Annotated in this window: 10 protein-coding genes; 8 read left to right on the plus strand and 2 right to left on the minus strand. The window is 73.2% G+C overall.

What is annotated here, in order from left to right:
* The first annotated feature begins 304 nt into the window (after nt 1–304).
* From H0H10_RS31840 to H0H10_RS31865, 6 genes are all read left to right on the plus strand, one after another.
* Complete coding sequence (locus tag H0H10_RS31840) at nt 305–1,498, plus strand: AAA family ATPase (RefSeq protein WP_188184631.1); 1,194 nt, start codon at nt 305–307, stop codon at nt 1,496–1,498.
* Complete coding sequence (locus H0H10_RS31845; protein WP_188184632.1) at nt 1,495–1,851, plus strand: nucleotide pyrophosphohydrolase; 357 nt, start codon at nt 1,495–1,497, stop codon at nt 1,849–1,851. The genes H0H10_RS31840 and H0H10_RS31845 overlap by 4 nt, the downstream gene beginning before the upstream one ends.
* Nucleotides 1,852–2,055: 204 nt before the next feature.
* Nucleotides 2,056–2,562 carry a DUF6099 family protein gene (locus tag H0H10_RS31850; protein WP_188184633.1) on the plus strand — a complete coding sequence of 169 codons (507 nt, stop codon included), beginning with the start codon at nt 2,056–2,058 and terminating at the stop codon, nt 2,560–2,562.
* A gap of 35 nt (nt 2,563–2,597) precedes the next feature.
* Nucleotides 2,598–3,521 carry an LLM class F420-dependent oxidoreductase gene (locus H0H10_RS31855; protein WP_188184634.1) on the plus strand — a complete coding sequence of 308 codons (924 nt, stop codon included), beginning with the start codon at nt 2,598–2,600 and terminating at the stop codon, nt 3,519–3,521.
* A 151-nt stretch (nt 3,522–3,672) separates the two neighbouring features.
* Nucleotides 3,673–5,148 (plus strand): 3' terminal RNA ribose 2'-O-methyltransferase Hen1, encoded by a 1,476-nt coding sequence (locus H0H10_RS31860; protein ID WP_188184635.1) that lies wholly within the window; start codon nt 3,673–3,675, stop codon nt 5,146–5,148.
* Nucleotides 5,145–7,694 (plus strand): polynucleotide kinase-phosphatase, encoded by a 2,550-nt coding sequence (locus H0H10_RS31865; RefSeq protein WP_188184636.1) that lies wholly within the window; start codon nt 5,145–5,147, stop codon nt 7,692–7,694. Before H0H10_RS31860 ends, H0H10_RS31865 begins: the two co-directional genes overlap by 4 nt.
* A gap of 247 nt (nt 7,695–7,941) precedes the next feature.
* Here the strand turns inward: H0H10_RS31865 and H0H10_RS31870 are convergent, their stop codons facing one another.
* The gene (locus H0H10_RS31870; protein WP_188184637.1) at nt 7,942–9,279 is read right to left on the minus strand and encodes a cation:proton antiporter; all 1,338 of its coding nucleotides are present in this window, start codon (nt 9,277–9,279) and stop codon (nt 7,942–7,944) included.
* 252 nt (nt 9,280–9,531) lie between these two features.
* Nucleotides 9,532–9,696: a hypothetical protein gene (locus H0H10_RS31875; RefSeq protein WP_188184638.1), complete on the minus strand. Its 165-nt coding sequence runs from the start codon at nt 9,694–9,696 to the stop codon at nt 9,532–9,534.
* Between H0H10_RS31875 and H0H10_RS31880 the strand changes: the two genes are divergently transcribed.
* Nucleotides 9,685–10,908, plus strand: a complete 1,224-nt coding sequence (locus tag H0H10_RS31880) for an arginine deiminase (protein WP_188184639.1) — start codon at nt 9,685–9,687, stop codon at nt 10,906–10,908. The two genes, H0H10_RS31875 and H0H10_RS31880, sit on opposite strands and share 12 nt — an antisense overlap.
* 68 nt (nt 10,909–10,976) lie before the next feature.
* The gene (argF, locus tag H0H10_RS31885) at nt 10,977–11,984 is read left to right on the plus strand and encodes an ornithine carbamoyltransferase (RefSeq protein ID WP_188184640.1); all 1,008 of its coding nucleotides are present in this window, start codon (nt 10,977–10,979) and stop codon (nt 11,982–11,984) included.
* Nucleotides 11,985–12,000 lie beyond the last annotated feature (16 nt).

The following is a 12,000-nucleotide window of genomic DNA, read 5'->3' on the forward strand; positions in this document are numbered from 1 at the left end:
CCCCGGCCCACCACGTTCGCGGGACGACGGCCGCCGGGCCCCTTCGTCCGCGAGCGGCCCCGGGTGCGGTGAGCGGGGGACCGTGGCCCCGCCTGACGGACCGCGCCCGCGAGCGGGTCGCCGTCGTCCCGGTGCGGTGCGCCGGTGTGAGGCGGCCGTGCCCTGCGCCTGCGGCCCCGCGAGGGGGAGCGTGGTCCCCGTGCGGCGGGGCCGGTCGCCCGAGCGTCCCCGATCGTCCCCCGATCGTAGGAACATCACTCGGGCGGAACGGTTCGGCGCGGGATCGGAGCCATACGGTCCGCATATGGCCGTGTCCATCCCGTCAACGGCGCCCACCCCTCCCGCCCGCCCGGCGTCGCCGCCGCCCCGGCACGACGGGGGACACCCGGACCGGCCGTGCGTCACCGAGCTGCGGTTGTCCGCGTTCGCCGCGCACCGCGGCGTCGCCGTCCGCCTCGGCCCGCTCACCCTCCTCACCGGTCCCAGCGGCTGCGGCAAGACCAGCGCGCTCCAGGCGTACGAGGCTCTCGCCCGGCTCGGCGGCGGCGCGGCACTCGGCACGGTGTTCCCGGACCCGGTCGCCTGCGTGCCCGAGCGGGCCCGGCCCGACGCCCAGCGCCGCCGCGGCTTCCGCATCGGCTGCACGGCCGACGGACCCGAGGGCCCGGTGCGGCTCGACATCGCCGTGCAGGCCGAGCCCGAGCTGCGCATCGTGGGGGAGCGGCTGACGGCGGACGGCGTCGTCCTGCTGGAGACCGCCCTGCGCGACCCCGGGCGCCGCGCCGTGCAGGCCGCCTGGCACACGGCCGGCTCGGCGCCCGTCACCCGTGCCCCGCTGCCGGACGACCGGCTCGGCACCGCGCTGCTGCCGCTGCGCGTCGCCGGAAAGACGGACGGACAGCGCCGCGTCCTCGCCGCCGCCGAGCAGATGGTGGTCGCCCTGCGCTCCGTCTACGCCTGCGATCCGCGGCCCGACCGGATGCGGGACCCCGTGCCGACCGGCTCGGGCCGGCTGCTCGGCGGCTGCGACAACCTCGCGGACGTGCTGTGGCGCACCCGCACCGAGTGCCGGCGCCGGCACGCGCAGTTCGTCGCCGCGGTGCGCGCCGGGTGCGCGGGGCCGGTCGCGGACGTGCTCGCCGAGCCGGCCGCGGGCGGAGTGGTCCGCGCGCTGCTGGACCGGGGCGACGGGATCCGTACCGCCCTGGCCCGGCTCGGCCACGGGGAACTCCGCTACCTCGCGCTTGCCCTGGTGCTGTTCACCGGTCCCGGGGTGCTGGAGGTCGACCCGGCCGGCGAGGTGCCCGCGGCGCTGCAGACCCTCACCGTCCTGGCGGACGGCTTCGACCGGGGTCTGGACCCTCGTCAGCGGGAGGAACTGCTCCGGCTGGCGGTCAGGATGTGCGAGCGGGGGCACATCCGCCTCGTCGGAGCGGTGAGCGAGGCATCGTGGGTGCCGGGGACGGAGGGCGCCACGGTGGTACACCTGGAGCCGTGACCGATCATCCTCCGGACCTCGCGGCCCTGCAGCGCAGACTGGCCGAGTTCGCCGCCGCGCGGAACTGGCAGCCGTACCACACCCCGAAGAACCTCGTCGCCGCGCTCAGCGTGGAGGCCTCCGAACTCGTCGAGATCTTCCAGTGGTTGACGCCCGAGCAGTCCGAGCGCGTCATGGCCGACCCCGGCACCGCACACCGCGTCCGGGACGAGGTCGCCGACGTCCTGGCGTACCTGCTCCAGCTGTGCGAAGTGCTCGGCGTCGACCCGCTGGCCGCGCTGGCGGCGAAGATCGAGCGGAACGAGCTGAGGTTCCCGGCACCGGGAGGGCGGGGCGACGCAACGCCGGGGTGACGCCGAGGGGGACGTACGTCGAACTGCGAGGAGTCACCTGCTCCGTTATTACTCTCCGCAGTCGAAATCCCGCCAGTAATCGATTTGTTGTCCCCAGATTTCCGCCTTCCTCTAGCTTTTCGCCCCAAGCGCCTTCACTCTGGGTAGTGGACAGTGTCGAGCGGGCGGACGTGCCGAGGGTGCGTCGGACGGACGGGGACAGCCATGGACGCGGTGCGGCTGATCGTGAGAAGCGGGCGTGCCCTCGCCGCCGCCGGCGAGGCGCCGCAGATCCTCACCGAGGTGTGGCAGGCGCAGGCCCTGGCACAGGCCATAGGCAGCCGTCTGGCGGTCTCCGGGCCGCCCGAACTGCGCGGCGAGGCCATCGGGTTGACCGAGCTGGCGGGCCGCGGCTGCGGGGTGCTGCACACACCCGATCTGGCCCCCGGTGAGCTGCGCGCCGCCCAGCTCACCGAACTGGGCGACGCCCGCCAGGCCCTGATGAGCCTCGGCACGCTGCTCGGCGAGATCGGCATCGCCCTCGTCGGCGTCGCCTGCGCCGCGGACGACGAGGGCACGTACTGGCAGTGCATGGAGGGCATCGACGCCGCCGACGAGTCCCGGGACCGTGTCCGGGAGCTGCTGCGCAAACTGGCCGACCGGGACGCGGCGTCACCGCAGCGGGAGGCCGGCCAGACCGTGGGACCCGCGGGTTCCGCCGGTTCCCGGTGACCAGCGCGCCCCGCCGGAGCGTGCAGGATGGAGGTATGGATCTCCGTATCTTCACCGAGCCCCAGCAGGGGGCCACCTACGACACCTTGCTCAGCGTGGCGAAGGCCACCGAGGATCTCGGCTTCGACGCGTTCTTCCGTTCCGACCACTATCTCCGCATGGGTTCCGTGGACGGTCTCCCCGGCCCCACCGACGCCTGGATCACCCTGGCCGGTCTCGCCCGCGAGACCAGGCGCATCCGGCTCGGCACCCTGATGACCGCCGGCACCTTCCGCCTCCCCGGCGTGCTCGCCATCCAGGTCGCGCAGGTCGACCAGATGTCCGGCGGCCGGGTCGAGCTGGGCCTCGGCGCCGGCTGGTTCGAGGAGGAGCACAAGGCGTACGGCATCCCGTTCCCGAAGGAGAAGTTCGGCCGCCTGGAGGAACAGCTCGCGATCGTCACCGGCCTGTGGGCGACGGAGGCCGGCAAGACCTTCGACTTCCACGGGAAGTACTACGACCTGACCGACTCGCCCGCGCTGCCCAAGCCCGCGCAGCGGAAGGTCCCCGTGCTCATCGGCGGCCACGGCGCCACCCGCACCCCGCGCCTCGCCGCGCAGTACGCCGACGAGTTCAACATCCCCTTCGCCTCGATCGAGGACACCGAGCGCCAGTTCGGCCGGGTCCGGGCCGCGGCCGAGCAGGCCGGCCGCCCGGCCGGTGCCCTGACCTACTCCAACGCCCTCGTCGTCTGCGTCGGCCGGGACGACGCCGAGGTCGCCCGCCGGGCCGCCGTGATCGGACGCGAGGTGGACGAGCTGAAGACCAACGGCCTGGCGGGCTCCCCGGCCGAGGTCGTCGACAAGATCGGCCGCTACGCCGAGGCCGGTTCGCAGCGGATCTACCTCCAGGTCCTCGACCTGCACGACCTGGACCACCTGGAACTGATCTCCTCCCAGGTCCAGTCGCAGCTCACCTGAGGCCGCACCCGGAATAAGCGAAGGCGCCGGTCACCCGCCCTGTGCGATGGTGTGGACGCCGGCCGAAGCCCCGCGGAGCCCCCGGCGCAGACCGGGGGCTCTCGCGCGCACGGCACCCTCCCACCGTCCACCAGCCGGAGAGGCCCTCCGCATGTTCCTGACCATCACCACCACCGGCACCCCCGAGCGCCCCGCGACCGACCTCGGCTTCCTGCTGCACAAGCATCCCGACCGGGCGCAGGCGTTCTCCACCTCCTTCGGCACGGCCCACGTGCTCTACCCCGAGGCGGAGGAGCAGCGCTGCACCGCGGCGCTGCTGCTGGAGGTCGACGCGGTGGCCCTGGTCCGGCGCGGCAAGGGCAAGGGCCGGGGCGGCGCGCCCGACGCGGCCCTCGCGAGTTACGTCAACGACCGCCCCTACGCCGCCTCCTCCCTGCTGGCCGTCGCGCTCGGCAACGTCTTCTCCAGCGCGATGCGCGGCGTGTGCAAGGCCAGGCCCGAGCGGGCCGCCGAACCGCTGCCGCTGCGCGTCGAGGTGCCCGCACTGCCCGCCCGCGGCGGCCCGGACCTCGTGCGCCGGCTCTTCGAACCGCTCGGCTGGACCGTCACCGCGGGCGCCGTCCCGCTGGACACCGAGTTCCCCGAGTGGGGCGAGTCCCGGTACGTGCGGCTGATACTGGAAGCGGACACCCTCACCCTGTCCGACGCGCTGCGCCACCTGTACGTGCTGCTGCCCGTGCTGGACGACGCCAAGCACTACTGGGTCTCCGCCGACGAGGTCGAGAAGCTGATGCGGGCCGGCGGGGCCTGGCTCCACCACCACCCCGAGGCCAAGTTGATCACAAACCGCTATCTGTCCCGCCGCTGGTCGCTGACGCGCCAGGCGATGGAGCGGCTGGAACTGGTGCGCCTCGCCGAGAGCGACGACAGCGAGGTCGAGGAGATCGACAACGCCGTCGCGGCGGAGACCGCGCCCGAGACCGAGGAGAGGCCGGCCCCGCTCGCCGTGCAGCGGCGCGAGGCGATCCTCGCCGCGCTCCGGGAGTCCGCCGCCGCCCGCGTCCTCGACCTCGGCTGCGGTGAGGGACACCTGGTGCGCGAGATGCTCAAGGAGCCGCGGTTCACCGAGATCGCCGGCGTGGACGTGTCGGTGCGCGCGCTCACCATCGCCGCCCGGCGGCTGAGGCTGGACCGCATGGCCGAGCGGCAGGCCGCTCGCGTCAGCCTCTTCCAGGGCTCCCTCGCCTACACCGACAACCGCCTCAAGGGCTACGACGCGGCGGTGCTCAGCGAGGTGATCGAGCACATCGACCTGCCCCGGCTGCCCGCCCTCGAGTACGCGGTGTTCGGCGCCGCCCGCCCCCGCACCGTCGTCGTGACCACGCCCAACGTGGAGTACAACGTGCGCTGGGAGAGCCTCCCGGCCGGCCACGTCCGCCACCGCGACCACCGCTTCGAGTGGACCCGCGAGGAGTTCCGCACCTGGGCGGAGGCGGCCGCCGGACGGCACGGCTACGGCGTCGAGTTCCGCCCCGTCGGCCCCGACGACCCCCAGGTGGGGCCGCCCACCCAGATGGCCGTGTTCACCCTGAAGACCGCCGGCGAGAAGGAGGCGAAGGCCGCATGACCACCACCGGCACCGGTGTCGGGGCCCGCGCCCTGCCCGTCACCGACCTCTCCCTCGTCGTGCTGATCGGCGCCTCCGGCTCCGGCAAGTCCACCTTCGCCCGGCGGCACTTCAAGCCCACCGAGGTCATCTCCTCCGACTTCTGCCGGGGACTGGTCGCCGACGACGAGAACGACCAGAGCGCGAGCCGGGACGCCTTCGACGTCCTGCACTACATAGCGGGCAAGCGGCTCGCCGCCGGCCGGCGCACCGTCGTGGACGCCACCAGCGTGCAGCCCGAGGCGCGCCGGCAGCTGATCGAACTGGCCAGGAAGCACGACGTCCTGCCGATCGCCATCGTCCTCGACGTCCCCGAGGAGGTGTGCGCCGAGCGCAACGCCGCCCGCACCGACCGGGCCGACATGCCACGCCGGGTCATCCAGCGCCACATCCGCGAACTGCGGCGCTCCCTGCGCCACCTGGAGCGCGAGGGCTTCCGCAAGGTGCACGTCCTGCGCGGAGCGGAGGAGGTCGAACACGCCACCGTCGTCACGGAGAAGCGGTTCAACGACCTGACGCACCTCACCGGCCCCTTCGACATCATCGGCGACGTCCATGGCTGCGCGTCCGAACTGGAGGCTCTGCTCGGCAAGCTGGGCTACGCCGACGGCGTGCACCCCGAGGGCCGCACCGCCGTGTTCGTCGGCGACCTGGTCGACCGCGGCCCGGACAGCCCCGGCGTGCTGCGCCGCGTGATGGCGATGGTCAAGTCGGGCAACGCGCTGTGCGTGCCCGGCAACCACGAGAACAAGTACGGCCGCCACCTGCGCGGCCGCAAGGTCCAGCACACCCACGGCCTCGCCGAGACCATCGAGCAGATGGAGGGCGAGAGCGAGGAGTTCCGGGCCGAGGTACGGGAGTTCATCGACTCACTCGTCAGCCACTACGTCCTCGACGGCGGCCGGCTCGTGGTCTGCCACGCCGGTCTGCCGGAGCGGTACCACGGCCGCACCTCCGGCCGGATCCGCAGCCACGCCCTGTACGGCGACACCACCGGCGAGACGGACGAGTTCGGGCTGCCGGTGCGCTACCCGTGGGCCGAGGACTACCGGGGCCGCGCGGCCGTCGTCTACGGACACACCCCCGTCCCGGAGGCGACCTGGCTCAACAACACCATCTGCCTGGACACCGGCGCCGTCTTCGGCGGCAAGCTCACCGCGCTGCGCTGGCCGGAGCGCGAGCTGGTGGACGTACCCGCCGAACGGGTCTGGTACGAGCCGGCGAAGCCGCTGCGCACCGAGGCGCCGGGCGGGCACGACGGCCGCCCGCTGGACCTGGCGGACGTGCACGGCCGCCGGGTGGTGGAGACCCGGCACGCCGGCCGGATCACCGTCCGGGAGGAGAACGCGGCGGCCGCGCTGGAGGTCATGAGCCGCTTCGCGACCGACCCCCGGCTGCTGCCGTACCTCCCGCCGACCATGGCGCCGACCGCCACCTCCGGCGTGGACGGCTACCTGGAGCACCCGAAGGAGGCGTTCGCCCAGTACGCGGCGGACGGCGTCGCCCGGGTCGTGTGCGAGGAGAAGCACATGGGCTCGCGGGCGGTGGCCCTGGTGTGCCGCGACACCGGGGCGGCCCGTGCCCGCTTCGGGGTGGACGGCCCCACCGGCTCCCTGTACACCCGTACCGGCCGCCCGTTCCTGGACGACGAGTCGGTCACCGAGGAGATCCTCGGCCGGCTGCGCACCGCGATCGGCGAGGCGGGCCTGTGGGACGAGCTGTCCACCGACTGGATGCTGCTCGACGCCGAGCTGATGCCGTGGTCGCTGAAGGCCGGCGGGCTGCTGCGCTCGCAGTACGCCGCCGTGGGCGCCGCCTCCGGCGCGGTGTTCCCCGGTGCGCTGGCCGCACTGGAGGGTGCCGCGGCCCGGGGCGTCGACGTCACCGAGCTGCTGGCCCGGCAGCGCGGACGGGCCGCCGACGCCGCCGCGTTCACGGACGCCTACCGGCGCTACTGCTGGACGACCGAGGGCCTGGACGGCGTCCGCCTGGCGCCCTTCCAGATCCTGGCCGTCCAGGGCCGCAGTCTCGCTGCCCTGCCGCACGACGAGCAGCTCGCCCTGATCGACCGGCTCGTCGAGCACGACGCCGGCGGCCTGCTGCAGACCACCCGGCGGCTGTACGTCGACACCGGCGACCCCGAGTCGGTCCGCGCCGGGATCGACTGGTGGCTGGAGATGACCGGCCGCGGCGGCGAGGGCATGGTCGTCAAGCCGGCCGGCGCGCTGGTGCGCGATGCCAAGGGCCGCCTGGTGCAGCCCGGCATCAAGTGCCGGGGCCGCGAGTACCTGCGGATCATCTACGGCCCCGAGTACACCCGCCCCGACAACCTCGCCCGGCTGCGGCAGCGGTTCCTGAACCACAAGCGGTCCCTGGCGATCCGCGAGTACGCCCTCGGCCTGGAGGCCCTGGACCGGCTGGCGGACGGCGAGCCGCTGTGGCGGGTGCACGAGGCGGTCTTCGGAGTACTGGCCCTGGAGTCGGAGCCGGTGGACCCCCGACTCTGACCACCCGCAGCCGCCCCACCCCCCGGCCCCCGACGCTGGTCACCGCCGGGGGCGGCGGGCCTCCGGCACCACGCCGGCGTGCCGGTCGTGGCACGCCACGTGAGCGCCCGCCTTCGGTGGCCGGCTCGGGCTGCCGGTCGCTTCGGGCGGCGGAGCGGTCTCGGTGGCGGTGGCCGGCGGACCGCCGTCGCTGTCCGGGGCCGGCGGGTTTCCCAGCCCGCCGGGCTTCCGGCAGCGCGGCGGTGTGTCAGCGGCCGGTCGGGTCGGGCGCGTCCCCCACCGGGGCCCTCGTCGTGCCGTCCTGGGGACGGGGCAGGGCGGCACCGTCGTGGGCCGGTGTCGTGGGGCGGTCGCGTGCGGCCAGGTGGCGGGTCAGGAGCAGGAGGGGCTGGGTGAGGAGCGTGGTGGCCAGGGCCATGAAGACCAGGACCGTGTAGAGGGGAGCGCTCAGCAGGCCCGCCTGGAGCCCCGCGTTGAGGGCGATGAGCTCGGTCAGGCCGCGGGCGCTGAGCAGGACGCCGACGATCCGCGCGTCGTGCCGGTCCAGTCCGCCCAGCCGGGCGGCGAGCGTCCCGCTGCCGGTCTTCGTGATGACCGCCAGCACCGTCACCACCAGCAGCACGGCCCAGCCCGTGCCGTCCATGCTGTGCAGGGCCACGGACTGCCCCGAGACCACGAAGAAGAACGGCAGCAGCAGCGAACTGACCTCGTGCAGCGGCCGCAGCAGATCCGGGTCGAGCGTGCCGCCCTCCTCACGCGGCACCACCACCCCGGCGAGCAGCGCCCCGAAGATCACATGCAGTCCGAGGGAGTGGGTGACCCAGGCCGACCCCAGGGCGAAGCCGATGAGGAGCGCCAGCCGCAGCGAGGGATCCAGCCGCGTCCGCCAGAGCAGCCGGCGCAGCACCGGCCGGGCCGCGAGCACCATCGCCGTGACGAAGCCGACGGCGATGGCCACCCGCCACGGCCAGCCGAGCGCCGCCTCGGCCGTACCGTTCTCCATCAGCGCCGCGGCCAGCACCGTCCAGCAGACCGCGTCCAGCACCCCGGCCGCGGAGACCGCCACCACACCCGGCACCGTGCGGGACAGTCCGTTCTCCCGCACGATGGCCGTCAGCACGGGCACCGCCGTTATCGTCAGGGCGATGCCGGCGAACACCACCATCGCGGGCGAGAGGTCCCGCGGCATGCCCAGCTCGTGCAGCTGGTCCCGGAACAGCAGCGCACCGCCGGAGCCCACGGCCATCGGCACCACGAACGACGCCAGCGCCACCGTCAGCGAGGTGCGCGCCCGGTCGCCCAGGACCTTCAGATCCAGCTCGTAGCCGACCGCGAACAGGAACACCACCAGCGCGAACTGCGCGAACCCGGTCAGGGCCGGACCGATCTGCGCCGGGAACAGCGCCGCGTACGCATCCGGGGCCGTACTGCCGAGCAGGGACGGGCCGAGGGCGATGCCCGCCGACAGCTGGCCCACGATGTACGGCTGTTTCAGCCGCCGGGCCAGCCACCCGCCCGCGTGGGCGGCCACCAGGATCAGCGCGGAGGCACCCACGAAGTGCGTGATCATCGCGTCAGCGCTCAAGGCCGTCTCCCCGCAGTTGGCTCGCCGTCGTCCGCCGATCGGTGCCGACCTGCCCAGGATGAGAGCCGTTCACCGCCGCGTCGGAGGTCGCAGGCGAGCCTTCGCCGGAGCACGGGGAGCACACGGGGCCGGCCGTCCGCGTCGGCTGCCGCGACTGTGCGCACACGGGCCCCTCTGCGCCCGAGGGGCGCTGCGCGGCCGGTCCACCCGTCCCGTGCGACCGCGTGTGCCGAACCCGCAGTGCCGGCGCGCTCAGTCCGCCGCGGTGCCGAAGATCATGGCGCTGCGGTAGTTCACCCGGTGCTCGAAGACCGGGCGGGGCCCGCCCTGCCAGGTGCCGCCCCGGCGCACACGCGTCCGCGCAAACAGGGGGTGAACAGCCCCCCGGATGGTCAGGATGGAGGCATGGGATTCCACGTCGACTCCGAGGCCGGGACGCTCACCCGCGTGATCCTGCACCGGCCGGATCTCGAGCTCAAAAGGCTCACCCCCAGCAACAAGGACGCCCTTCTCTTCGACGACGTGCTGTGGGTGCGCCGGGCGCGCGCCGAGCACGACGGGTTCGCCGACGTGCTGCGCGACCGCGGGGTCGCCGTGCACCTCTTCGGCGACCTGCTCACCGAGACCCTGGACCTCCCGGAGGCCAGACGGCTCGTCCTGGACCGGGTCTTCGACGAGAAGGAGTACGGAGTGCTGGCCACGGACCACCTCCGGGCCGCCTTCGAGACCCTGCCCGCCCGCGACCTCGCCGAGGCCCTGGTCGGCGGCATGACCAAGCGGGAGTTCCTGGAAGCGCACCCCGAGCCCATCTCCGTGCGGTTCCACGCCATGGAGCTGGACGACTTCCTGCTCGGCCCGCTGCCCAACCACCTCTTCACCCGGGACACCTCCGCCTGGATCTACGACGGCGTGTCCATCAACGCCATGAGGTGGCCCGCCCGGCAGCGCGAGACCGTCCACTTCGAGGCGATCTACCAGCACCATCCGCTGTTCCGCGACGAGACGTTCCACCTCTGGTCCGAGGGCCAGGCCGACTACCCCTCCACCATCGAGGGCGGGGACGTGCTCGTCATCGGCAACGGCGCGGTCCTCATCGGCATGAGCGAGCGGACCACCCCCCAGGCCGTGGAGATGCTCGCGCACAAGCTGTTCGCCGCCGGCTCCGCCCGCACGATCGTGGCCCTCGACATGCCCAAGCGGCGGGCCTTCATGCACCTCGACACCGTGATGACGATGGTCGACGGCGACACCTTCACCCAGTACGCCGGACTCGGCATGCTCCGCTCGTACACCATCGAGCCGGGCGTGGCCGACAAGGAGCTGAAGGTCACCGACCACCCGCCGGAGCACATGCACCGCGCGATCGCCGCCGCGCTCGGCCTCAGCGAGATCCGCGTCCTGACCGCGACCCAGGACGTCCACGCGGCCGAGCGCGAGCAGTGGGACGACGGCTGCAACGTGCTGGCCGTGGAGCCGGGCGTCGTCGTCGCCTACGAACGCAACTCCACCACCAACACCCACCTGCGCAAACAGGGCATCGAGGTGATCGAGATCCCGGGCAGCGAGCTGGGCCGGGGCAGGGGCGGGCCGCGCTGCATGAGCTGTCCGGTGGAACGCCAGGCCGTATAAGAATTCATCTTTCCGTATACTGTTCCAGAGTTCATGTGTCCCGTACCCGCAGATCCCTGGAGCGCCCCATGGCGACAGTCCCGACCGCCCTCGCCGGCCGCCACTTCCTCAAGGAGCTCGACTTCACCGCGGAGGAGTTCCGCGGGCTGGTCGAGCTGGCCGCGGAGCTGAAGGCCGCCAAGAAGGCCGGGACGGAGACGCGGTACCTGCGGGGGAAGAACATCGCGCTGATCTTCGAGAAGACATCGACGCGCACCCGCTGCGCGTTCGAGGTCGCCGCCGCCGACCAGGGCGCCTCGACGACCTACCTCGACCCGGCCGGCTCGCAGATCGGCCACAAGGAGTCCGTGAAGGACACCGCGCGCGTGCTCGGGCGCATGTTCGACGGGATCGAGTACCGCGGCGACAGCCAGCAGAAGGTCGAGGAGCTGGCGGCCTTCGCCGGCGTGCCCGTCTACAACGGCCTGACCGACGACTGGCACCCCACCCAGATGCTCGCCGACGTGCTCACGATGACCGAGCACAGCACCAAGCCCCTGCACGAGATCACCTTCGCCTACCTCGGCGACGCCCGCTTCAACATGGGCAACTCCTACCTGGTCACCGGCGCCCTGCTCGGCATGGACGTGCGCATCGTCGCCCCGAAGTCCTACTGGCCGGCCCAGGAGATCATCGACCGGGCCCGGGAGCTCGCGCGGGGGAGCGGGGCGCGCATCACGCTCACCGAGACCCTGGAGGAGGGCGTGCGCGGCGCCGACTTCGTCGTCACCGACGTCTGGGTCTCCATGGGCGAGCCCAAGGAGGTCTGGGACGAGCGGATCACCGCCCTCGCCCCGTACGCGGTGACCATGGACGTCCTGCGGGCCACCGGCAACCCCGACGTCAAGTTCATGCACTGCCTGCCCGCCTTCCACGACCTGGGCACCGGGGTCGGCCGGCAGATCTTCGACAGTCACGGCCTCACCTCCCTGGAGGTCACGGACGAGGTCTTCGAGTCCGGGCACTCCGTGGTCTTCGACGAGGCGGAGAACCGTCTGCACACCATCAAGGCCGTGCTCGTCGCCACACTGGCCTGACCAGGACCGTTATCCT

Source organism: Streptomyces griseicoloratus (assembly GCF_014534645.1).
Taxonomy (GTDB): Bacteria; Actinomycetota; Actinomycetes; order Streptomycetales; family Streptomycetaceae; genus Streptomyces; species Streptomyces griseicoloratus.